The sequence below is a fragment of the Gemmatimonadota bacterium genome, from assembly GCA_040388625.1.
Lineage (GTDB): Bacteria > Gemmatimonadota > Gemmatimonadetes > Gemmatimonadales > Gemmatimonadaceae > Fen-1247.
This window is the reverse complement of the sequence record JAZKBK010000003.1, coordinates 287073-310639: the sequence shown is the minus strand read 5'-3', so window position 1 is coordinate 310639 and position 23567 is coordinate 287073. Positions and strand designations below refer to the sequence as shown.

Genomic DNA, 23567 nt, shown 5'->3' with positions numbered 1-23567 from the left:
GATGCCCCTTGGTGTAACTGGCAACACGTCCGCCTCTGGAGCGGAAGAGTCCTGGTTCGACCCCAGGAGGGGCAATTGAAGGGTCCTCGCCTGACCAGGCGGGGATTTTTTCGTTTCTGGTGGTGCGATGATGCCTATCCGACCCTGAACTTGGGGCTCGGTGCTCGGACGGCTTTGGGAGAAAATCACCTGCCGATACTCCTACCCACAGGCTTCAGCCGGAGGGTACGCGCAATGGTCAAACCCAATGTTCGCGCTTCACTCACGAGGGATGATGCTCAGCTCGCGCTTCACGTAATTGCTTCGGGTCGCATCGCCGATCTGGAGGAAGGCGAGCGGCGGCTCGCGCACGATGGTGTCGATGTCCTGCTCGACGACCCGCGCTTGCTCATTGGCTTACTGAGGACGGATCGCGGTGTCATCGCATCCTATGCGCTTCTGACGTATGTGGTGATGCGCCATGCGCTCACTCGCATCGGCGAGCGCGACCGCGTTCTGGCGGACTTCCTCGCATCGCTCTTCATGGAGTTCGGCGTACGGGATCGCGCACAACGCATCAGCCGATTCGATGACGATACCTACGACACGCTCGGCGCAATCCTCGCCGCAGCTGACAGTTCGGATCCCAAGCGGAGCTTTCTGGCGCGCGAACATCTTGGCAATTACGCGCTCTGGCTCAGTGGTGTGTTCCCCGATCACATCGAGGAGCGACGCTGGCGGAAGGGCGGGCCCGATCTCGAATATTATGAATCGATGGGCAGGCGAGGCTACGAGCTCGCCGCGAATCACAGGCTCGCGCAGGAAGCCGGGATAAGCGAGTTCTACTCGCTCGCTGCCGACCGCTTTCGCGTGATGCGCATCGCGCTGACTTCGGTGAGCGATGCGCTGCTGTTTCCAAACTCCAACTCGCCGACGAGCATCATCAGGCGTGTCGAGGACGATTTTCGCCTGATGTCGTAGCGAGTCTCAGGACATACGATGCAGTCGGGGATAAACGGGGCTCGATTGCATCTGGAATGACAGGCACGGACACGTCCGTGCCCCACATTCGCGGAACATCGTTGCGGCGGAACGTGTCAGCCGCCGAGCGTCGTTGTGGTGGCCGGTGTCATTGGGGATAGGGTGGTTTGGGTCCTATCCGACGGGTTTTACGCGTATCATGACGACGGCGTGGGCGGCGACGGTTGTTGCGTATTCGTTCTTGAATGTGCCGAGATCCGAGTGGGCCCACAGATCGCGCACGCTTGCTGATCCAACGTGAAGTCCTGCTCGCCAGAAGTTTGCGGAGATCTTCGCGGGGGCCGTCGAGCGGTTGAGCAGCGCAACGGCGATCGAGCCGTCGTGCAGACGTTTGGACCACACCTGAAGCTCGGGCGTCGGCTCCCACACTATCACGCCCTGTGCGCCGAGGGAGTCCTGGTCGACGGCGATGACTTCGGGGTTGAGAAGAATTAACTTTGTCGCGGCTGACATCGTGCGTACGTCGTTCCCAGCCAGCAACGGTGCAGCCATGATTGCCCACATGCTGAAGTGCGCGCGATACTCGCCGTCGGTCATTCCGCCGTTGCCGACTTCGAGCATGTCGGGGTCGTTCCACGCACCGGGGCCGGCGATCTTGGAGTGCTGCGCAGAGATGTCGAGATTCGTGAGCATCGACGGCCACTTGTCCTCGATGTCCTCGGTCGTGCGCCAGAGATTGCCGGTTTTCGGTGCCCAGTCCCACGGCTGGTTGTGTCCCCACTCGCAGATGCTGAAAACGATCTTGCGGCCGGAATGCGCCAGTGCGTCACGGAACTTTGCATACTGTGTCGGTGCATCGAGTCCGGTTGCGTTGCACCAGTCTTCCTTGACGTAATCGACGTGCCACGCGGCATACGTGCGTGCATCCTGCACTTCATGTCCGTAAGTGCCCGGTCGTCCCTGACAGGTTTTTGTTCCTGCGTCCGTGTAGATGCCGAATTTGAGTCCCTTGCTGTGGACGTAGTCGGCGAGCGCGGCGATGCCATGCGGGAAGCGCGTGGAGTCCGCAATGATGGTTCCGTCCGCGGCGCGTGCCACCTGCCAGCAGTCGTCGATCACAACGTACTTGTATCCGGCATCACGCATCCCGTTCGCTGCCATCGAATCAGCGGTCTCCCGGATCAACGACTCGCTCACGTTGCAACCGAAATGGTTCCAGCTGTTCCATCCCATCGGTGGCGTCAGCGCGAGTCCATTGTCGACATACACACTGCGAGACTGGGGGGCGCTCGCACCGACCAGTGCGAGCGACAGTGCGGCAATACCGATGCGTATTTTCATGTGGACCTGAGCCAGTGCGAGAACCACTGGCGGATGCGGCCGAGTCTGTCTACCAGGAGCCAGGGCTCGCCTGAACGCGACAGCTCGTGCGTCGACCGTGGATATCGCACGAACTCAGCCGGAACTCCCTGCTTCTTGAGAGCAAGATACCACAACTCGGCGTCGCCCATCGGTGCGCGGAAGTCGTTCTCGCTCTGCACCAGCAGCGTCGGTGTTCGGACCCTGGTCACGTGGCGGATGGGCGAGAGTGAATCGTACATCGCGAAATTATCCCACGGCTTTCCGTAGAATTCGAATTCGGTGAGACCCTGGGCGTCGCTCGCTCCGTACCAGTAGGTCCAGTCGCTGATCATGCGATCCGTCTGCGCGGCCTTGAAGCGATCGGTTTTCGTTTCGATCCATGCAGTCATGTATCCGCCGTAGGAGCCGCCGGTGACGCCCATCCGCGTGGAGTCGACGTCGGGTCGCGCGGCTGCAATGTCGACTGCCTTCATCAGATCGGTGTAATCTTCCGCGCCCCAGCGGCCGCGCGTGGAATACGTGAAGTCCGCGCCGTAGCCGGACGATCCGCGCGGGTTGGTGAACAACACCATCATTCCGGCGCCGGCGAGATTCTGAAATTCGTCGAACCATCCTTCGTCGTACTGCGAGTGCGGACCACCGTGGATGTAGAGAACGAGTGGATACTTCTTTCCGGCCTGGTATCCGTACGGCTTCATCAGCCAACCTTCGATCTCGAGTCCGCCGACGGAATTGTAGGTAAATCGCTCGCCGTCGGCGAATGCGATCTCGGAGTTCATCCGGTCATTGAAGCCGGTGAGCTTCCGCTCGTGCGCGCCGGTGGCGTCCGCGATGAACAGCTCGGTGGGATGCGTCATGTCGGTTGCGATGAACGCAATCTGGCCGTGCTGCACGTTGATATCCCAGCCGCGCAGTGCACGACGTCCACCGAGTATCTCCTTCACCGCTTTGGCCTTCGGATTCACGGTGAAGAGCGCCGCCCGCCCGCCGACTGACGCACTCATCACTATCTCGCCCTTGGGAGTCCACTGGTACTGCTGTGGCTCGTACTTGAAGTCGCCCAGCACGTTCTGCGGGTTGCCATCGGTGATGCCCGCAACATAGATGCGCTGTGACTTCACGCGCGACGGTGCACTCGTAAACGATATCGACCTGGAATCGGGCGACCACTGGAGCGACCGCTTGGTTCCGGCGAAGCGCGTTACGCGACGCGGTGCACCGCTGCCGTCACTGGGGATGACGAACACGTCGACGTCGTCACGCGTGCGCTCGTCACGCACGGAGTCGTACGGCAGCTTCGCGAGCGAATCGCGCTCCGCTTCGACAACCGAGTCGGGACGCAGCTCAGCATCAGCGATGAACGCGATCGATCTGCCATCCGGCGATATGACGACGTCGCGATGCGAGTACGCCGTGTTCGTCAACATCTTCTTCGGTGTGCCGTCGTAGGACTGGATCCAGATCTGCGACGCGGAATAACGACGCGGCTCGCTGCGACTGGCGACGAAGCCAGCATCGTTGCTCTTGAATCGCATGTCGGTGAACTGCATTCCATCGAAGCGTTTTGCGTCGATTGGCTTTGTGATCGCATCGAATGGCGGACGGGACAACTTGCCCATCGCTGCGTACGGACCCGCTGCGTGCTTGCTCGTGTCGCGCGCCGGTGCGTCGACCGTGTCGGCCCAGACGCCGATGCGATGATCTGCCGAGACGGAGGTCGAGTTGGGGTAGTCATCCATCTGGAATGCCTCGCCGCCGGGGACATCCATTCGAAGAGCCCAGCGTGCACCCTTTCCTTCGGGGCGGCGAGAGGTGAAAAAGAGATACTTGCCATCGGGCGAGAAGTGCGGGTTGCTGCTCTCGAAGCCGGACGACGTATAGCGCGTTGGCGCGCCGCTCGTGGTTGGCACCACCCAGACTTCGGAATGACGCTTGTTGTCCTTCTCCTTGACCGTGGTCACGGTGAACGCGACCAGCTTGCCGTCCGGCGAGATTTCCGGCGCCGCGAGGTTGGTGATCTTATAGTAGTCTGTCGGTGTAAACGCCCGTTTACTACTCGGGGCCTGCTGGGCAGCGGAGGATCCGGCGAGGGCGGCGAGGAGGAAGGCAGTCGCGAGTGGGGCGGAACGATGCATGGTCGTCTCGTTGGGGGCGGAAAGCGGGCGAACTCTGCTCCGGAGCTATACGTCCGAAATCGCACGGACGCTAGACCCCGAGTAATTGGCGGCGTGCGTGCCGAGCGACGTCGTCAGCCTTTCCGGCTCGCCGGCGCGGCGTTATGCTGTTCAGTTGTCCATGTTCTCCCCTGCCCAAGCTGGCGCCGCCGCGCCGGCCCAACCCACAGACGCACCCGTCCCCGGGGACGTGGTCCTTACTGGGGACCGTCCAACCGGCCCGCTCCACCTGGGCCACTACGCCGGGTCGCTCTCCACGCGCATCGCACTCCAGGGCCGCTGTGTCCAGACGTTGCTCATCGCCGATCTTCAGGCCCTGACGGACGCGAGCAACAAGCCGGCAGGCGGCGGACCGGCGTACGTCGCCACGCAGGTGGAGGAAGTCGCGCTCGACTATCTCGCCGTGGGCATCGACCCGGCGCTCACTACCATCGCCGTGCAGTCGCGGCTGCCGGCGCTGGCCGAGCTCACGGTGTTGTACCTCAACCTGGTCACGGTCGCGCGCCTGGAGCGGAACCCGACCGTGAAGGCCGAAATCGAGCTGCGCGGTTTCGCTCGCGACATTCCGGCCGGTTTTCTGTGCTATCCGGTGAGCCAGGCTGCGGACATCACCGGGTTCCGGGCCACGCTCGTTCCCGTGGGCGACGATCAGCTACCGATGATCGAACAGACGAACGAGATCGTGCGCCGGGTGAATCGGCTGGCCGAAGCGCCAATTGTTCCGGAGTGCCGCGCACTCCTCTCTGCGACGCCACGATTGCCGGGCGTAGATGGCCGCAAGGCGAGCAAGTCGCTCGGCAACGCGGTCCCGATCAGCGCCACGGCGGACGAGATTCGCCAGCTCGTGCGGGCGATGTACACGGACCCGGGGCACCTCCGGGCGAGCGATCCGGGCTGCGTCGAGGGCAACGTCGTCTTTGCGTACCTCGACGCCTTCGACCCGGACGCGGCGGCGGTCGCGGAGCTGAAGGTCCGCTATCGCCACGGCGGACTGGGCGACGCAGCGCTCAAGCGACGTCTCGTGGACCTGCTGGAGCAGGTGGTCGCGCCGATACGCGCTCGGCGAGCGGCGCTCGCGGGCGACCGTTCCTTCCTGCGCGACGTTGTGCGCGATGGCACGGAGCGCGCCGATGAGGTCACGCGGGGGGTGCTCCGCGCCGTTCGGCAGGCGTTTGCCCTCAGCGTGTGAGCGGCTAGGGCAAATCCGGGGGTAGCGGATAGCGGTCAGCTGCCGATACTCGGGGCATGTCGCCCATTCCCCGCCTTCACGCGATGGGGGCCGCTGCGTTGTGCCTGTTGCTTGGTGCCGTTGCGATCCCCGCATTCGCGCGTGGATCCGGCCCGAAGGCCACCGCGGCGAAGAGTAAGAGCACTGCAGTTGCGGCGCGACTTCCACGCGACGACTCGCGAGCCGAGACGCCGGCCGTGCCAGACGGGTTGTCCGTTGTGCCGCTCGCGGAGCGCGGCGACACCAGCACCGGCGCGAGTGGGCGCCTCCGCATTCATCTCCTTGCAGCGGGGAGTGCACCGAGCGGAGTGTACGCGATCCCGAAGGGGGTTGGCGGACATCCGTTTGCGTTCATCGGCGTCATCCCTTTCGCGGCGAAGCGCGGTGAGTTCATCGACGACTATCGTGTGGGTTTCTGGCCCGCGGAAATACACGCGGTGCAATCGGATGCGTATGAGAATCCCGCCGGCTTCGTCGAAGTAACGGCGGAGAATGCCAGCACCCCGGTCTCGGATCACTTCACACTCGGCGATTTCGTGACGCACGATGCTGCGCCCTTTCCGAAGTACATCGTGCTGCGTGAGGCGTTGCTCGACAAGGTGGAGCTGGTGCTCGCAGATCTAGAGATGCACGGCGTTTCCACCGAGCACGTGCGAGTGCTGTCCGGATTCCGCACACCGTCATACAATTTTGCGCTCGGCGATGCGAGCGGCCGCGCACGCGAGAGCCGGCATCAGTATGGCGATGCTGTCGACATGATAATCGATTCCGACGGGGACGGCCGTATGGACGACCTCAATCATGACGGCCGTGTGGATGCGGGCGACGTACGCGTGATCGAAGCAGCGGTCGATCGCGTGGAGCTTGCTCACCCCGAGCTCGCAGGCGGCCTCGGGCTGTATCGAGAGATGGGACCCAGTGGGCCATTTGCGCACATCGACGTGCGCGGAACGCGTGCCAGATGGGGGACCGCGGACCAGCACGTGTACGCGAGCGGAGCGTCATTGTACTCTGGCTCGTACGGAAGGCGTGAGACATCCGCACCCAGCAGTCACTGTCAGGCCGAAGGTGCGTCGGCGGTGTTGTGCCAGGGGTTTCGACACACGCGCTGACGCGAAGTTGTCAGCTACACCCGAAGTCGCGGCCGATTTCGGAACCTGAGACCAAACGTCGCGCGGAATTCCCTGATGCGACATGGAACGCTCCCGGCAATTATTCGTCCAGTTCGGGAAGCGAATAGTCGAAGCCGTAGGAGTGATTCCCGGCATCGATGTCGATCGTCATTGTGCCGGTGAGGCCGGTCAGCTGACCGGCGCCTGAGTCGGGTACTACCCTGATCGATAGTTGCGGTTTACCGCGGTCCATCGTGCCGATGTGGTAGAGCGCAAAGGCGCCCTGGCGGCCCGCGAGAGTGCCCGTCACGCGTTCGATGGCAACGTATGCGCCGGAGCCAACAACACGGTCCATGGAACTGAGCATCTCTCCCTTGCTGGTCGCCTCGAGATCTCCGTGAAATTGCTTGTCGATGGACATTCGCCCCATGGACGTGTCATCGGCGTTGTAACTCGTGAGTGGGGCAAGTTTTACGTCGAACTTCCCGGTTGCTCGATCGGCTCGCATGACAGCTCCTGTTGAATTCGCGGATACTGAATTTCATCACTCGGCCCCTCCACCGCGTATTTTCGGCAGGGCGCCTCGCGCGCTCTCGTCACCTTCCCATCCCGCCTACCTGATGATGAAGATATCCAGGCAGTCCCTGCGCCGAGCATTGCTGGGCGCCGCAATCGTACTGGCGCCGGCCGGTACAGTCGTGATTCCGTCGCTCGCGCGAGCGCAACAATCCGCGGACACGTCGATAAATGCATCGATCACGACGCCAAAACAGCAGTTTGGCCATAACATCGGTGACGATTACTGGCTCGCGAATTACGATCAGTTCTCGGCGTACTGGCACAAGCTGGCTGGCGAATCCGATCGGATGAAGCTGGTTGATATCGGGAAGACGGAAGAGGGACGCACTCAGCTCATGGCGATCATATCGTCGCCGGAGAACATGAAGCATCTGGATCGCTACAAGGAAATCTCCGCGCGGCTCGCGCACGCAGAGGGGCTGACGGACGCGCAGGCACGCGCGCTGGCGGAGGAAGGGAAGGCTGTAGTCTGGATCGACGGCGGATTGCACGCGAGCGAGGTGCTCGGTGCGCACCAGCTGATGCAGACGGTGTACGACCTGTTGAGTCGCAACGATCCGGAGACGAAGCGCATCCTCAACGACTGCATAATTCTCGCGGTGCACGCCAATCCCGACGGCATGCAGCTGGTGTCGAACTGGTACATGAAGGATGCCGACACGCTGAAGCGCAACGAGGATGTACCGCGTCTATGGCAGAAGTACACGGGACACGACAACAATCGTGACTTCTACATGTCGAATCAGGCCGAGACGAAGAACATCAATCACGTGCTGTACTGGGAGTGGTTTCCGCAGATCGTTTACAACCATCACCAGACCGGCCCTGCTGGCGCCGTGATGTTCTCGCCACCGTTCAGAGATCCGTTCAACTACAACTACGATCCGATGATCGCGACCGACCTGGACCTCATCGGCGCGGCGATGCACGACAGGTTCAATCGAGAGCACAAGCCAGGAGTCGTAACGCGCTCCGCGGCGAACTATTCGACGTGGTGGAACGGCGGGCTGCGTACGACGCCGTACTTCCACAACATGATCGGTTTGCTCACCGAAGCGATCGGCAATCCGACGCCGGAGAAGATTCCGTTCGTACCGGAGATGCAACTTCCGCGTGGCGACGTGCCGTATCCGATTGCGCCACAGGAATGGCACTTCAAGCAGTCGATCGACTACGAAGTCACTGCGAACTATGCGGTGCTGGACCTCGCGTCGCGGCAGAAGGATGAGTTTCTGTACGACCTGTACGCGATGGGACGCAACTCGATCGACAAGGGGAATCGCGACACCTGGACCATTTCTGGTGACCGGATCGCCGCAGTGGATTCCGCCGTTGCGGCAGATCAGAGCGGAGCACACGGCGCGCGGGCGGCGGCCGGGCGTTCGCGCGGCGTGGATGACAAGTATTACGCCAGTGTGCTGCACGATCCGGCAAAGCGTGATCCACGCGGCTACATAATCAGTACTGATCAGCCCGACTTTCTCACGGCTGTGAAGTTCGTCAACACGCTGCGGCACAATGGCATTACGGTTCAGCGGGCGACGGCGGCGTTCACCGTGAATGGCAAGCAGTATCCCGCTGGATCGTTCGTCGTGAAGACGGCGCAGGCATTCCGTCCGTACGTGATGGACATGTTCGAGCCGCAGGATTATCCGAACGACTTTCCGTATCCTGGCGGTCCGCCGACGCGGCCATACGACAACACCGGCTACACGCTCGCGTACATGATGGGCGTGCACTTCGATCGTATCCTGGATGCGTTCAATGGACCGTTCGAGACGGTGAACGGACTTGCAAGTCCACCGACTGGCACTGTGGCGGATGCAGGTGGAGCAGCGGGATTCCTGTTCTCGCACGCAGAGAATGACGCATTCACCGTAGTGAATCGTCTGCTCAGGAATCACGCTGACGTGTACTGGCTCAAGGAGCCAGTGAGTGCTCACGGGAAGACGTATCCGGCCGGAACGTTCTACGTCTCTGCGGGATCGGCGGCGATGCCTGTGATCACGAAAGCCGCGAAGGAACTCGGAGTGAGCTTCCAGGGAACGAGCACGCGCGCGACGCCAAACGACACCAAGCTCAAGCAGGAGCGGCTTGCGCTGTGGGATACGTACGGTGGATCGATGCCGTCGGGTCAGATTCGCTGGATGCTGGAGCAGTTCGAGTTCCCGTACACGCTGGTGTATCCGCAGGACATCGACGGTGGCAAGCTCGATGGGAAGTTCGACGCGGTCATTCTTCCATCCGGCGCACTCAGTGATGCAGCTGCCCGCGGATTCGGTGGCGCGTCGCGCGAAAGCGACGTTCCGCAGGAGTATCAACACATGACTGGGCGACTCTCTGCCGAGAAGAGCGCGCCGATGCTCAAGAAGTTCATGGAGCAGGGCGGTAACGTGCTCACGATCGGCGGATCGACGTCTCTGGCGTCGATGATTGGCCTCCCGGTGGGCAACGCGCTCGTCGAGCAATCGCCGAACGGGAAGACGCGTCCGCTGCCGGGCGACAAGTTCTACGTGCCGGGCTCGGTTCTGAGCGTGGCGGTGAACAACAACCTTGGCATTGCCGCGGGTGCTCCATCGCGCATGGATGTCTTTTTCGACAACAGTCCCGCGTTCCGTCTGGCCCCCGATGCCGCTCTCAAGGGCGTTCATCCGGTGGCGTGGTTCGATTCGGATCACCCGCTTCGCAGCGGTTGGGCATGGGGCCAGAATTATCTCGATGGAGCAGTCGCGATTGCGGAAGCGAAGGTTGGACAGGGACAGCTCTTCATGTTCGGTCCGGAGATCACCTTCCGTGCGCAGCCGCACGGGACGTTCCGCTTTCTCTTCAACGGGATCTACGGAGGCGGGGCGAAGTAGGTCTCACAAACTGAAACTGGGTTTTTAGGGCGACATCCGGCGGCGAGACCGAAACATCGATCTCGCCGCCGTTTGCATCTTGCAGAGTGCACGAAGCGACGTCTATGTTTTGCGCGTCATTCTTCGGGGTGTGAAATGCACAAAATTCGGTGTGGCGCCGGGTGGCTGGCGACGATCCTTCTCCTTGGCGGTTGTACCCGGGCTGGTACGGGCAGCACTTCTACACCGACCGATCTCTCGGGCCCGTTCGACGTCATAATAGCAAACGGCCGAGTAGTGGATGGGACCGGTAATCCGTGGTATTACGCCGATGTAGCAATTCGCGGTGACCGGATCGCCGCCGTGGCGCCGCCACACGCGCTCGACTCCGCGAAGGCGACGCGTCGCATCGACGCGAAGGGTCTCGTGGTCACGCCCGGCTTCATCGACATGCAGGGCCAGTCTGCCGACGCATTCGTGAACGGGGACGGACGTGCGATCAGCAAGATCACGCAGGGCGTCACATCCGAAATACTCGGGGAAGGCAGCACGCCGGCGCCGGCGAACGAAAAGATACTGGCGTTGGATTCCGCAGCGGCGTCGCCATCGGATACCGCGATGATACGCGCGATGCACGGATTCACCGGCGAGCACGGGTTCAGCGCGTGGCTGGATGCGATGGAGCATCACGGCGTTGCGGTGAACGTAGGTTCTTATCTCGGTGCGGCGACCGTGCGCACGTACGCGATGGGAGCGGCGCCTGGAGCGCCGTCCGCGGCTCAACTCGATACGATGCGCAGAGTCGTTCGCGACGCGATGCGCGACGGCGCGTTCGGGGTTGCGAGCGCGCTGATCTATCCGCCGGGCTCATACGCGGGCACGCCTGAGCTGATAGAGATCGCGCGCGCAATGTCGCCGTTTCATGGGACCTACATCACGCACATGCGCTCGGAGGATGACTCGCTTCTTGAAGCGACCGATGAAGCGATGCGGATCGGGCGTGAGGGTGGAGTACCAGTGATTCTCTATCATCTGAAGGCGGCAGGGCCCCGGAACTGGTTCAAGGAGCCGGCGCTGCTCGCGAAGATCGATTCGGCGCGCGCGGCGGGACAGGACGTGACAGCGACGATGTATCCGTATCCTGCATCGTCCAACGGATTGGCTTCCTGCATTCCGCCGTATGTATCAGCAAATGGAAAGCTGCTGGAGAATCTGCGTGATTCGACGAAGAGTGCGCGCATCGAGCGCGAGATGGCCGACGCGTCGCTCGGCGTCACCGCCGATTGCCAAGGGATCGCGCCGGCTCAGATAATGGTGGTCGGCTTCACGAAGCCGCAATTCAAGAAGTACGAGGGCAAGCGACTGTCGGAGATCGCGAAGTCGATGGGCACGACCTGGCAGCACGCAGTGGTCGAGATAACGCTCGCGGGAGATACGCCAGGTCGCGTGACCTTCTCGATGAACGAATCCAACGTTGCGATGGAGATGCAGAAGCCGTGGATGATGTTCGGTACCGATGCCGAAGCATGGAATCCTGCGGACTCGCTCAAGGGGCTCACGCATCCGCGTGCGTACGGAAGCTTTCCGCGCATACTCGGGCGATACGTTCGCGAGCAGAAGCTGCTCACGCTGGAGGATGCGGTTCGGAAGATGACGTCGTTGCCGGCTGACAGGCTTGGACTGCGCGAGCGCGGACAGCTTCGCGCTGGCTTCTTCGCGGATGTCGTGGTGCTCGATCCGAAGACGGTAATCGACCGTGCGACGTACGACAGGCCGCACCAGTTGTCTGCGGGGATACAGGATGTATTCGTGAACGGGACCGCCGTCGTGAGCAATGGCGCAGTGACGAACGCGAAGCCGGGAAGGGCGGTGAGAGGGGCGGGATGGAAGCAATGAGAATCGAGTGTGAGTAGCGCCGGTGGGGCGCGCATTCACGCGCGGCCGGATTCAGCGCGTCGTGGTCGTCACGACTTCCCACGCGGCTATCCCTCCGTCGATCACATCGAACATGGGATGCGGGCGCGGGTTCTGCACGTTGCCGAGCTCCTGGCGCCAGGCGGGAGCGCGTGTCGCGAGCTTGCGGCACAGGTGCAACCACTCGTAGTCCAGCTGACCGCGCGTCACCAGCAACTGTTTGGCTCCCTCGGGCGCGCCGAGCTTGCATGAGTCGAAGTTGTAGTTCCTGTGTGTGGCTTCGGCGTGCACGGCGCGCAGATATGCAGCGATCTGCGCGCCCGGATTCTCCGATTCGAGGAAACGGCTCAGCTGGGGATGCCTGGTGTAGCCTCGCGTTCTTCCATTGATCACAGCCTGCGCAAGCAGTCCCTCGCGCCACAGCGCAACAAGTCCCTTCTGATCGAGATATTTCGGATGAAGAGACCAGATTCGCATGACTAGCGGATGGCCGGTACGCCGGGTGCGCCGAGGAGTTTCGCGATGGCATGTGCGCGGAACGCGAAGATTTGATTCAGTTGCATCGCGACGAGCGGGTGCGCGAGTTCACCGAACGGGTAGAGCGGTAGGCGATAGCGGACAACGTCCGTCATCTCCGTGCCTCCGTCCACCTCACGAAACGAGTGGGTGTGGATCCACTCGGCGTACGGGCCCGCGAGCTGTTCATCGATGAAACTGCTGTCAGGGGTCCACTCCACGATTCGCGTTTTCCAGTAGATGGGAACTGCGAACAGCCGCAGGTGATACTCGATGATCGCGCCGGCGCGCATCCGTATCGGCGTGGGAGTGATCATCGCGAACCGGAGTTGCGGTGGGGTGATCTGTTCGAGGTTTTCGGCGTTGGAGAAGAACGCGAATACCTCGCTGCGCGGTCTGGAGACGAATGTCCGGGTCGATAGAACGTGCTGTCCGTGCGCCATAACGGAAGCTAGCACGGGGTTGGCGGATTCATCAGACCGGTCGAGACGTAACCGGAGCGACAGTTTCGCAGTACATTGGCGGCATGGACGAATCTCCGGTAAGCACGAACGCGATGAAGCCACGACGAGGAGAGTTGCAGGAATCGACGTTGCTGCGATCGCTGCGACTGGAGACCGAAGCATATCCGTACGAACCCAAGCGGCTGATCGGGCCGGACGTGTATTACGGGCGGGAGCTGCTCGCCGCACTCGCACAACGGACCGGTGGCTGGATCGGATGGACGGCGACGAGCCTGCGACGGCTCGCCGACGAGGTTGCGTTCGTGCCTCTTCACGCGGCTGGGATCCGCATCGGCAGCGACATCAGCATTCGTGTCCTCGTGAATCGGGCGCTGGATGGTGTGATCGAGCGTGATCTGGTCAGCCGGGAATTCGCGCGGCTCGGCCGGAGCGTCGGATTCCGGCAGGCGCTGCTGGACTCGGTGCTGGAATTGCGCGTCGGCGGCATCACACCGGATGCGTTGCACGCTGTGACGGCGACGGGATCACCCGCCCGAGGGGTCGCGGCGGTTCTCGCGGAGTACGAGGCGCTGCTTCAGAAACATCGCACCGCCGATCCTGCCGGCGTATTCGAAGCAGCGCTCGCGAATTTCGACGACCAGGCGCCGTACTGCCTGGGCGGACGGCTGCTGCTCGCGCCGTCGATCGTGGAGCGCGGGCTGCCAGGCGCGTTTCTCGAGCGCCTGGTGTCGTTCGGAGCGCAGCGCCTGGATTGCGATAGGGAAGGCGTGAATGCCACACATGCAGACATGTTCGTGGCCACGTCGCCAGCCGATGAATTACGCGAGGTGTTCCGCAGGGTGGTCGCGGAAGGGCTGCGCTGGGACGACGTCGAGATCGTATCAACAAATGTTGATACGTACGGAGTGTCGCTGGATGTGCTGTGCCAGCAGACCGGCGTTGGCGGAACGATGACGCGCGGTATCCCGCTGGCGCGTACTCGTTTCGGGCGCATACTGGAACGTTGTTTCACGTGGCTTGGCGACGGTCTGCCAGCGGACGTGCTGCGCGAGGCGCTGGAAGCCGGTGAGATCGGAGCGAACGTCGAGGTGCAGCCGGTGCTGCTTGCGCGCAAGCTTCGCAAACTCCACATCGGATGGGGACGCGGGCGCTACACGGACGCCGTGGATCACCTGAACGAGCCCGATGCGGAGTCGCATCTCCGCCGTTACGACGACGAGTCGGAGGATGAATTCCGCGTGCGCGCGGCATTCGAAGCCACGTGTGCCGATGCACTGCGAACCGTGCTGCAGGAACTGCTCGCATCGACACCTCCCGTTCCGGAGCGCGGCGATGACACGGTAATCAGGTCATCGGTATCGAAGCTCGCGACGGCCACTCTCGGATGGATCTCTCTCGCGTACGTACACGGGCCAGCCGAGTCTCAGACGCGTGAGCGTGTCTGCAATCGCTTGCGCGATCTCGTCGAGGTCGATGACGCGGAGACGACGTTCGGCGCTGCACTAGCGACACTGCGCGACGCGTTGAGCGACATGCGCGCGTGGCCGCTCGTGACGAGCGAAGCGAAGCCGTGGACCGCAAGCGGTGGCATGGTGCACCTGACCGACGTGGCACACGCTGGAACGACGGGTCGCGCTCGGACATTTCTGGTAGGATTGGATGCCGATGCGACCGCCGGTCCGTCGCGCCAGGATCCGTTGATCGCCGACTCGGTACGCGCGGCGCTCCAGCACGACGCGCTGTCGACGAGCGCTCAGCGGCGCCAGGATCGTGCCGAGCAGATCGCGAGCGCACTGGCGTCTGCACGTGGACGCATCACGCTGTCGTACGCCGCCGCGCGATCAGCCGATGCCGGCGAGGCGAGGCCTGCACCCCAGCTGCTGCAACTCAGGCGTGCGCTCGACTGTGAAAGCAATCTGTCGTACGCAGAGTTGCGGGCGCGACTGGGAGCGCCAGCCTGCGCGATACGTTCAGATACAAGCGGCGGCTCCGAGTCGCTCGATGCGAGAGATGTATGGTTCGGAGCTCTGAGTGACGGAACGATGCTGCTGGATGGCGAGTCGCTGGTGCGAGCGTACTTCAAGGGTCTCGACAGCGGAATGCGCGCGGCGGTCGAGATGAGACGCGCGGAGCTGACGCAGTTCAACGGATTGGTGAGGCGTGCCGCGGGAGAACTGGATCCGCGAGATCGTCTCGACAGGCCGATCTCGCCTTCGTCGCTCGAGCTGCTCGCAAAGTGTCCGCTGGCGTGGTTCTATCGTTACGGACTGTGGCTGCGTGCTCCGGAAGATCCGGAGTACGATCCGGAAGCGTGGCTCGATTCGAGGCAGCGAGGTGCGCTGCTGCACCAGATCTTCGAGCAATTCGGCGTCCGCTTCGCCGATCGCATGGAGGCCATCGCAACGCCTGCGGCATCCAGAGAGCTGGACGCGATCGTTGATGAGATCATCGCACAATGGCAAATCGACGTACCGCCGCCCGGCGAGCTGGTTCTGGCGCAGGAGATCGATGAGCTGAGGCGCGCCGCGGCTTCGTTCCATCGGATGGAGAACGACGCGCGTGCGGATGGAGATAGCGCCACGTGGCGGCATCTGGAATTTGCATTCGGAGACAACGGGCAGAGTGTGCACTACACGCTCACCGACGGAAGCTCACTTCCCATGCGCGGCCGCGTCGATCGAATCGACGCGCTGACGGAAGGCTCGTTCCGCGTGATCGATTACAAGGCCGGAAAGCCGGATCGCTTCAGGAGTGTGTCGAAGATGGGTCCGTTCAACGGCGGCAGGCAGTTGCAGCCGGCGATCTACGCGGGTGCATTGGAGGCTCTGCTCGGCGGCGACGTGTCACGGTTCGAGTACCGGTTTCCCACCGCGAGAGGGCACAACGAGATCATAGCATATGACGCCGCGGAGCTCGCCGACGCGCGGCCGGTCGTGACGCAGTTGCTGGAGCATGTTCGCGACGGAGAGTTCGTTCCGACTACGGACATGCACGATTGCAGATACTGCGACGCGCGAACGATCTGCAGAACGCACGAGGACGACCACGGTATGGTAAAGAAGTCACCACGTGCAGAATGGGCGAAAGCCAATTCGGGGCTTGACGCGTTCCGCGGAATGCGGGAACGGCGTGGTATCGAGGATACGGAATGAGCACCCCAGCGGATGCTGGAAGTGACAATGCGGCGTGGGAGAGCGATGCAGCCGCGCGCGATCGGATTCGCTCCGATCTCGACTGCAACATGCTCGTGGAGGCTGGTGCCGGCTCAGGGAAGACGACGTCGCTGGTAGGCCGGATGTGCTCGCTGATCATGCAGGGCGAACCCGTCGAGAGAATCGCGGCGGTGACATTCACGAGGAAGGCAGCCAACGAGCTGAGGGAGCGATTTCAGAACGAGCTGGAGAAGCGGCTCGCGGAATCGGAAGCCGACAGTGAAGCGCGGCTGCGTTGCGAGCGCGCGCTGCGTGATATCGATCGTGCATTTCTGGGCACGATCCATTCGTTCTGCGCGCGAATTCTCCGGGAGCATCCGCTCGAGATTTCTCTCGATCCCAACTTTGCCGAGGTGAGCGAGAACGGTTGGGAGGAGCTGTGCAGAAGGTTCTGGAACCGGTGGCTGGAGCGCTGCAAGGCCAGGGGCGACGCGATGCTGGTCGGTCTTGCCAGCGTGGGCGTCGATCCACAGGCGCTGTACAGGAGTTTCGCGCGCGTGCTGCAGTACATGGACGTGGACTTTCCACTCGTGGAAACGGTATTGCCCGAGACGACGGCATGCCGAGGCAAGCTCGAGGCGCTGCTCGCGCGCGCGCGTGAGATGATGCCGAAGATGGAGCCGGAAGGCGGGCGCGACGAGCTGATGAAGCTGGTCAATCGCCTCGAATACGCCCGTCGAAGCGATGACTGGAGCGACGCCGCAACATTTTGCGCAACACTGGAGCAGATCACAGCGACTTCCTGCGCCGTCACGCAGAACCGCTGGGGCAGCGACAAGGCGGTGAAAAACGCGGCGAGGGATCTGGGGGCCGAGTTCGTCGCGCTGCTCGAAGGTGAGATAGCGGAAGTTCTCGGTTGCTGGTACGAGTTCCGCTATCCACTTGTGATGCGCTTCCTCAAGCGTGCGTCGGAGGACTTCGCGCGTGAGCGGCACGAGACGGGCCAGCTTGGCTTCGAGGACCTGCTGATGCTCTCGGCAACGCTGCTGCGCGAGCATCCTCGCGTACGTGATGCGCTTGGCATGCGCTACAGGCGGTTGCTCGTTGATGAATTTCAGGATACTGATCGTGTGCAGGCCGAAGTGTGCTTTCTCCTCGCATCGGAGTCGTCGGAGGGGAACGACTGGCACAACGTGAAGCCGCGTGCAGGTGCGATATTTCTTGTCGGCGACCCCAAGCAGAGCATCTATCGGTTCCGCCGCGCGGATATCCAGGTGTACGAATTCGCGAAGGAGCGCATGGCGGTGCACGGGGTCGTGCTCGCGCTGACGCGCAATTTCCGTTCGGTGACACCGATCGCCGAGTTCGTCGATCGCTACTTTCAGGAGGTGTTCGGCGCGACCGCATCGGACGTGCAGGCCGCGTTCACGCCGATGCACGCGACGCATGGCGCCAGCGCGACGGACGGGGTGAAGGCGTACACCGTCACGCCGGAGAAGCGCAACATCGGCTCGATCGTCGACGCGGACTGTGCTCTGGTGGCATCGTGGATCGCGCAGCGGGTGGCGAGTGGTGAGTGTGAGCCCGGAGACTTTCTCATACTGACCGCGAAACGCGATCCTGTCGCCAGCTATGCGCGTGCGCTCGCCGAACGCAATATCCCGGTCACGACTGCCGGAGCGAAGATCCCGCGCGAGCTGGAGTTATCCGAGCTGCTGCTGGTGTTGCACGCGATCGCCGATCCCGACAATGCCATTGCCGTGGTCGCCGCGCTGGAGGGATTGTTCTTCGGCTGCGGACCGGCGGATCTCTACGACGCCCACGCCGATGGAATTCGCTTCCGGGTAACGAGCTCCCCGGGCACAGGCGAAGGTATCGTGATGCGAGCGCTGCGCCAGTTGCACGAGTGGTGGATGGTATCCCAGCAGCAATCGGCGGACGTGCTGCTCGAAAGGCTACTGGACGACACGGGTCTTCTGTACTTCGCCGCGAGCCAGACGCTGGGTGATGTTCGCGCCGGTGCGCTGATGCGTGTCGTCGAAACACTTCGCGAAGCATCTTTGACCGGTGCGTCGGGAACTGTGGACGCCATCGATCGCATTGAGCTGCTGCTGAGCCAGGATTCCGACGACGCGACGCTGATAGGGGGCGGATCCGATGCGGTTCGCGTGATGAACCTGCACAAGGCGAAAGGTCTGGAAGCAAAAGTGGTGATACTTGCAGCTCCGACTCCGGACGGGGAGCATCCGCCGAAGGTGCACGTCACACGTGGTACGTCCGGTCCCGTTACCAGCGGGATCGTTCTGGACAACGAGAGGAAGATCATTGCGCGGCCCACGGGTTGGGCAGCGATGGCGGCTGAGGAGTGTGGTTTCGCCGAGGCAGAGAAGGAGCGGCTTCGCTACGTTGCCGCCACGCGCGCGGCCAGGGAGCTGGTGATTGCGTGCTGCAAGTACCCGCCAACGAAAGGCTCTACCGGCGACAGGCAGGATACGTCGGCTTGGGCGCCATTCGCAACGGTGCTTAGTGACGTCGGTGGACAGGTGGAGATGCAGGTAACACCGGCGCCAGGGCGGCGCACGTCGGAACAGCCGCTGTCCGAGCTGCTGGATGCGGTCGCTGCTGCGAACGGGCGCGTAATGACGGCAGCCACGCCGTCACTCACACGTCGTACGGTTACGGAATCAGCTCGCGATGAACGCGAGACGGCGCGTGCGTACGATCTGCTGCGCGCCTCCGGACGCGGAGTGGCGTGGGGCCGCGCGGTTCACCGTTGCATCGAGGCGGCGGGGCGCGGGAGAACTGGTGCGGTGCTGAGTGCATTCGCCGCCGCAGTAGTCGCGGACGAAGAGCTGAACGATGAGTGCGCCGCCGAGCTGTGCACGCTTGTTGGGGAATTGCAACAGTCGGACGTCTGGAAGCAATTGATGCGCGGCGAGAATGCACGGTTCGAACTCCCGCTCATGCACGTCAGCGACCATGATGGTCGTGCGCTGCTGACCGAAGGCGTCATCGATGCCGCCGCATTGACGGATGGTGAGTGGCTGGTCGTGGACTGGAAGACCGATTCAGCGAGCGGCGATGAATGGGCAGCGCGCAAGTCCAGGTATGACAAGCAGGTTGGTGCGTACGAAGCGATACTTACAGCGCTATCGCAGCATGGCGCGACTGGCGAAATTCATCGCATCCGCTCGAACGGGGCGGAGTAACAGAGCGTCGTCGGTGCGGCGAACGCAACAAGCGCCGAGGTTATAGCGCCGTAGCTGCGGGGCCGGCGCGTGTGCTGAAGAAATCCGATCGGTCTGCGCGTTCCGGGAACGCCATGTGATAGCGCTGCATCCATTCGCGCCGAAAATCCTCGGCGGACGATGAATCGACCAGTGCCCACACACTGCCGCCGAAACCTGCCCCAAACGCCGACGCGGCGACGGCGCCTATCGTGCGAGCACGACGCACCAGCGCGACCGTCTCCGGAATCTGATTCTCCAGCGCGCGCTCCGCACCGCGCTGAGATTCAGCCACCTGACTGCCAAACGCGGCGACGTCTCCACGAGCGAGCGAGTCCGCCGCTGCGGGAATGATCTCGTTCGCTTCGGTATCGAACTGGTCGAATCTTCGTAATAGCGACTCCGGCGGATAAGCCGCGTCGACAGTGGCGCGAAGTACTTCCCGGATCTGCATCCTGGCATCCGGCGACGACGCGATGGCCGCGCCCATCGACACGTCAGTCCGGCCAGTGGCTCGGTTCCACGATTCGAGTCCTACGCTCAGGCGGCGTGATACGCGATTGTAAAGCTCCAGCGCGGAACCGGTTTTCTCTGCGAGAACGCCGCTCGCCGCGATCACGAATGTAAGATCGTTCGGAACAGCGATCGCTCGCTCGAATCTCACCGGACAGAACGAGTACTGTACCAGAGCGTTCGGTCGTGCGCAGAGAATCGCCGTCTGGTCCTCGCTTCCACCGAACGTTCCGACCCCTGCACGACCGTGCAGTGACTTGAAATCGAGTCCATTCTCGACGCACCCAAGGTAGCCGGCCAGGTCTTCGGGCGTCTGAATGCTGTCGCGATACTCCTGCCGCGCAGGCAGATCATTGATTGCGGAGAGAGCCAGGAAGAACGCGACAACGAGAGCGCTCGAGCTGCTCACGCCGGCAGCGGGCGGAAGATCGCTCGTGAATGCGATGTCCGCGCCACGCATCTCGCCGGGAAAGTTCATCGCGATACGGCGCGCAACGGTGATCGCGTAGTTGGACCAGTGCCGCGGCGTCGACTCGACATCGGGCGAAAGTTCCAACTCCGCGACGTCGCCAGAACGTGCATCGAGTATGCGCACAGTACTCGCAGTGCTCGTTGACGCTGCATGTCCCGGCCGTGCGCTGGCTACGATACAGATTCCGCGTTCCACGGCACACAACAAACTGCGGCCGCCGCCGTAATCGGTGTGCTTGCCCAGAACCTCGATTCGTCCCGGCACCCAGAAGGACACCGGATTGTCGGCAGCGGCTGGCACGTCACCGCGGAGCCGTGCGAGGTCACGCGCGAGCTGCGCGATGCGTCGGGCCTTGACCTCTGATTCCGCGATACTCATTCCCGCCGCGTTGAGACGGGCCGCTACATCGGTCAGAGTGATACCTCAGTCCCTGAAAGCAGCGCCGCGACGCGCGGAATATCCGCTCGTCTGGAGAGGTCGAGCACAGCTTCGTTCACAGGAATGACCTTGAAGCGCATCCCGAGAATATCGATTGCATACTGCACCGCGAGCGGAAGCTCCAGCTCGCCGCGCGGAGACGGTTGCACGTCTCTGCATGCACGGAAGAACTGGGACGTGAGGCGCCAGCAATTCATGCTCACGTCGACGTCGTCGCCCAGCGCAGCGAGCGATGCTGCGTCGGGCTTCTCGGATATCCGGCGTAGCGTGCCATCCGGCGCGACGTCGAGCAAGGCAAATGCTGCGACGCGCTCAGCGGGAATGTTGCCGCGCAACAGCCCCGCGCGGGAGAACCCGAGCGTTGCGGGTCCGTCAGCAAGGCGGAGACGCGTGAGCGGAGCAGACGGGTAGTAGTTATCCGAATTGAGTACGACAAATGGCTCGCCCGCGGTGAACTCCTCAGCGGCCAGCACAGCGTCAGCGGTGCCGATCGCCGCGGACTGAACGGCGAACGAGATGCGCAGTCGTTTCGGGACGGCGCGGCTGGTGTAGTAGCTCTCCATCTCCGCATGATCCGGCGCGACGACAATGCAAACGTCGGTGAACCCGGCGTCGGCGAGCGAGCTCAGCACGTAATCAAGGAAGGGCCGGCCGATGGGAATCATCCCCTTGACGCCAGACTCGGCGGCTGCCGCCTGGGCCGGATCGAGGGTGGCGCTGGCGTCGGCTTCGCGCATGCGCTTGCCAAGGCCGCGGGCCAGGATCACAGCCTTGGTGCACGGCCGGTTGGCCGCAATCGCAGATGTGTCGTCGCTGCGCACTGGCTCGTCTGCCGACCAGATGCGTCGCACGACCTGCATGAGAACAACACCGCTTACGATGAACGCCACGAACCATATCGATGCCTGGAACGTACGCCCGTAGATGACGCTGCCGGTTCCGAACAGGCCTGCGTAAACGAACATGACACCGGAAGTCCAGCCGAGCAGCATCTGGGGCAGACTGTCAGGTGAGGCGGCTATTTTAGACTCCGCGCGAATCGCCTTCCATCCCGGGCCGGCGGGGCGCGTGAGCTCGTAGAAGCGAAGCAGCGTCGCGTGATCGGCAGGGCTCGTGAACATGGTGACGGAAACCCAGACCACGGTAGTTACCGCAACAGTGACGAGAAGCGGCATCGGCTCGGGTGCCGCGTGACCCATCTTCTCAGCCACGAAGAATCCAATCGCAACGATGAACGACGATGCCATCGCCGATATCTCGCTCCACGCATTTATGCGCCACCAGAACCAGCGGAGCAGATAGATGAGTCCCGTTCCGGCGCCGACGGACAGCAGCAACTGAAATGCGTCACTGGCGGTCGATAGAAACAGGGTGAACGCACCCGCGGCTATCATCAGGACAGCAGTGAGTGAACGCGAGATCCATAGGTAGTGACGCTCGCTCTTTCCAGGCGCGAGAAAGCGCTGGTAGAAATCGATCACCAGATACGATGATCCCCAGTTGAGATGCGTTTCCATGGTCGATCTGTACGCTGCGAAGAGCGCAGCGATGATCAGTCCCTTCATTCCAACCGGCAGCAACGTGAGCATCGCGGGATAGGCGAGATCGTTGCCGATCAGCTTCGGATCGACGTTTGGCAATGCACGGTGAATGTCGCCAAGCGTCGGGAAAACCAGCATGGAACAGAGCGCGACGATTATCCACGGCCACGGACGCAAAGCGTAGTTCGCAACGTTGAACCAGAGTGTCGCGCCGAGAGCGTGACGCTCGTTCTTGGATGCGAGGATGCGCTGCGCGACGTAGCTACCGCCGCCGGGTTCCGAACCCGGGTACCAGACCGACCACCATTGAATTGTGAGCGGGATGACGAGAACGGTGAGAGTGAGCGAAGTGTCGTTGAAATCGGGAAGGAGCGACAGCGTCTTGGGGTCGATCTTGGAGAGCATTCCGGCGAGGCCGCCGACGGCCGGCTGATCCAGCGAGACATACGCGGCAGCGATCACGCCGATCATCGCGAGCGCGAACTGAACCATGTCAGTCGCGAGTACACCCCACAGGCCCGATATCGAGGCGAACAGAACGCACGCCGTTCCGGCGATCACGATCGTTTCGAGACGGCCCCAGCCGAGCATCACGTTCGCGATCTTGACGGCGGCGAGCGTTACCGTCGACATGATCATGATGTTGAAGAAAAAGCCGAGGTACACAGCCCGGAATCCGCGCACGAGCGCAGCGGGGCGACCGGAGTAGCGCAGCTCGTAGAACTCGAGATCGGTGAGAACGCCCGACCGGCGCCACAGCTGAGCGTAAAAGAAGACCGTGGCCATTCCCGTGAGCAGGAAGGCCCACCAAACCCAGTTGTAGGAGACACCGTGGGAGCGCACGAAGTCCGTGACCAGATTCGGCGTGTCCGTGCTGAATGTTGTCGCCACCATCGATGTGCCGACCAGCCACCATGGCGCCGACTGACCGGATGTAAAGAACTCCGCCACGCTCGACTGAGAGCGCCGGATGTAGAACAGTGCCGGCAGATAGCAGAGAAAGAGGCTTACCGCGACGATCACCCAATCAAGCGACGTCAGCTGCATTCGGTTGTACCCTGTTGGCTGTGTAGATGTA

Annotated in this window: 14 protein-coding genes and 1 tRNA gene; 8 read left to right on the top strand and 7 right to left on the bottom strand. The window is 62.5% G+C overall.

Features of this window, described 5'->3' with window-relative positions; genetic code table 11:
* Nucleotides 1-2: 2 nt before the first annotated feature.
* Nucleotides 3-75: transfer RNA gene (locus V4529_06985), tRNA-Gln, on the top strand.
* 159 nt (nt 76-234) lie between these two features.
* The gene (locus tag V4529_06980; GenBank protein ID MES2358074.1) at nt 235-960 is read left to right on the top strand and encodes a hypothetical protein; all 726 of its coding nucleotides are present in this window, start codon (nt 235-237) and stop codon (nt 958-960) included.
* A 174-nt stretch (nt 961-1134) separates the two neighbouring features.
* Here V4529_06980 and V4529_06975 read toward each other — a convergent pair whose 3' ends face one another.
* Both V4529_06975 and V4529_06970 read right to left on the bottom strand, forming a co-directional pair.
* Entirely contained in the window at nt 1135-2301 is a 1167-nt protein-coding gene (locus V4529_06975) for a glycoside hydrolase family 27 protein (protein ID MES2358073.1), read from the bottom strand.
* On the bottom strand, nt 2298-4457 hold the full coding sequence (locus V4529_06970) for a S9 family peptidase (protein ID MES2358072.1): 2160 nt from the start codon (nt 4455-4457) through the stop codon (nt 2298-2300). The genes V4529_06975 and V4529_06970 overlap by 4 nt, the downstream gene beginning before the upstream one ends.
* A gap of 160 nt (nt 4458-4617) precedes the next feature.
* Here V4529_06970 and trpS point away from each other — a divergent pair, with 160 nt between their 5' ends.
* Together trpS and V4529_06960 are read left to right on the top strand one after the other, a co-directional pair.
* Entirely contained in the window at nt 4618-5685 is a 1068-nt protein-coding gene (trpS, locus tag V4529_06965) for a tryptophan--tRNA ligase (protein ID MES2358071.1), read from the top strand.
* A 56-nt stretch (nt 5686-5741) separates the two neighbouring features.
* On the top strand, nt 5742-6836 hold the full coding sequence (locus V4529_06960) for a hypothetical protein (protein ID MES2358070.1): 1095 nt from the start codon (nt 5742-5744) through the stop codon (nt 6834-6836).
* 100 nt (nt 6837-6936) lie between these two features.
* Here the strand turns inward: V4529_06960 and V4529_06955 are convergent, their stop codons facing one another.
* Nucleotides 6937-7344, bottom strand: a complete 408-nt coding sequence (locus V4529_06955; GenBank protein MES2358069.1) for a DUF3224 domain-containing protein — start codon at nt 7342-7344, stop codon at nt 6937-6939.
* 115 nt (nt 7345-7459) lie between these two features.
* Here V4529_06955 and V4529_06950 point away from each other — a divergent pair, with 115 nt between their 5' ends.
* Together V4529_06950 and V4529_06945 are read left to right on the top strand one after the other, a co-directional pair.
* Nucleotides 7460-10273 (top strand): M14 metallopeptidase family protein, encoded by a 2814-nt coding sequence (locus V4529_06950; protein MES2358068.1) that lies wholly within the window; start codon nt 7460-7462, stop codon nt 10271-10273.
* Between the two features lie 135 nt (nt 10274-10408).
* Nucleotides 10409-12148, top strand: a complete 1740-nt coding sequence (locus tag V4529_06945; GenBank protein MES2358067.1) for a D-aminoacylase — start codon at nt 10409-10411, stop codon at nt 12146-12148.
* A gap of 51 nt (nt 12149-12199) precedes the next feature.
* On the opposite strand, the gene V4529_06940 is transcribed toward V4529_06945, so the two are convergent.
* Nucleotides 12200-12643: a pyrimidine dimer DNA glycosylase/endonuclease V gene (locus V4529_06940; GenBank protein ID MES2358066.1), complete on the bottom strand. Its 444-nt coding sequence runs from the start codon at nt 12641-12643 to the stop codon at nt 12200-12202.
* A 2-nt stretch (nt 12644-12645) separates the two neighbouring features.
* Nucleotides 12646-13140 carry an SRPBCC family protein gene (locus V4529_06935; GenBank protein ID MES2358065.1) on the bottom strand — a complete coding sequence of 165 codons (495 nt, stop codon included), beginning with the start codon at nt 13138-13140 and terminating at the stop codon, nt 12646-12648.
* A 68-nt stretch (nt 13141-13208) separates the two neighbouring features.
* Between V4529_06935 and V4529_06930 the strand changes: the two genes are divergently transcribed.
* Nucleotides 13209-16298, top strand: a complete 3090-nt coding sequence (locus tag V4529_06930; protein ID MES2358064.1) for a PD-(D/E)XK nuclease family protein — start codon at nt 13209-13211, stop codon at nt 16296-16298.
* Entirely contained in the window at nt 16295-19507 is a 3213-nt protein-coding gene (locus V4529_06925; protein ID MES2358063.1) for a UvrD-helicase domain-containing protein, read from the top strand. Before V4529_06930 ends, V4529_06925 begins: the two co-directional genes overlap by 4 nt.
* A gap of 40 nt (nt 19508-19547) precedes the next feature.
* Here the strand turns inward: V4529_06925 and V4529_06920 are convergent, their stop codons facing one another.
* Nucleotides 19548-20888, bottom strand: coding sequence for a galactokinase family protein (locus V4529_06920; GenBank protein MES2358062.1), 1341 nt, complete (start codon nt 20886-20888; stop codon nt 19548-19550).
* 32 nt (nt 20889-20920) lie between these two features.
* Complete coding sequence (locus V4529_06915; protein MES2358061.1) at nt 20921-23536, bottom strand: sugar phosphate nucleotidyltransferase; 2616 nt, start codon at nt 23534-23536, stop codon at nt 20921-20923.
* Between the last annotated feature and the right edge of the window lie 31 nt (nt 23537-23567).

What these genes read in the sequence shown, in the direction of transcription:
- V4529_06980 (MES2358074.1), top strand. Translation starts at nt 235, where the DNA reads ATGGTCAAACCCAATGTTCGCGCTTCACTCACGAGGGATGATGCTCAG.
- V4529_06975 (MES2358073.1), bottom strand. Translation starts at nt 2,301, where the DNA reads ATGAAAATACGCATCGGTATTGCCGCACTGTCGCTCGCACTGGTCGGT.
- V4529_06970 (MES2358072.1), bottom strand. Translation starts at nt 4,457, where the DNA reads ATGCATCGTTCCGCCCCACTCGCGACTGCCTTCCTCCTCGCCGCCCTC.
- trpS (MES2358071.1), top strand. Translation starts at nt 4,618, where the DNA reads ATGTTCTCCCCTGCCCAAGCTGGCGCCGCCGCGCCGGCCCAACCCACA.
- V4529_06960 (MES2358070.1), top strand. Translation starts at nt 5,742, where the DNA reads ATGTCGCCCATTCCCCGCCTTCACGCGATGGGGGCCGCTGCGTTGTGC.
- V4529_06955 (MES2358069.1), bottom strand. Translation starts at nt 7,344, where the DNA reads ATGCGAGCCGATCGAGCAACCGGGAAGTTCGACGTAAAACTTGCCCCA.
- V4529_06950 (MES2358068.1), top strand. Translation starts at nt 7,460, where the DNA reads ATGAAGATATCCAGGCAGTCCCTGCGCCGAGCATTGCTGGGCGCCGCA.
- V4529_06945 (MES2358067.1), top strand. Translation starts at nt 10,409, where the DNA reads ATGCACAAAATTCGGTGTGGCGCCGGGTGGCTGGCGACGATCCTTCTC.
- V4529_06940 (MES2358066.1), bottom strand. Translation starts at nt 12,643, where the DNA reads ATGCGAATCTGGTCTCTTCATCCGAAATATCTCGATCAGAAGGGACTT.
- V4529_06930 (MES2358064.1), top strand. Translation starts at nt 13,209, where the DNA reads ATGGACGAATCTCCGGTAAGCACGAACGCGATGAAGCCACGACGAGGA.
- V4529_06925 (MES2358063.1), top strand. Translation starts at nt 16,295, where the DNA reads ATGAGCACCCCAGCGGATGCTGGAAGTGACAATGCGGCGTGGGAGAGC.
- V4529_06920 (MES2358062.1), bottom strand. Translation starts at nt 20,888, where the DNA reads ATGAGTATCGCGGAATCAGAGGTCAAGGCCCGACGCATCGCGCAGCTC.
- V4529_06915 (MES2358061.1), bottom strand. Translation starts at nt 23,536, where the DNA reads ATGCAGCTGACGTCGCTTGATTGGGTGATCGTCGCGGTAAGCCTCTTT.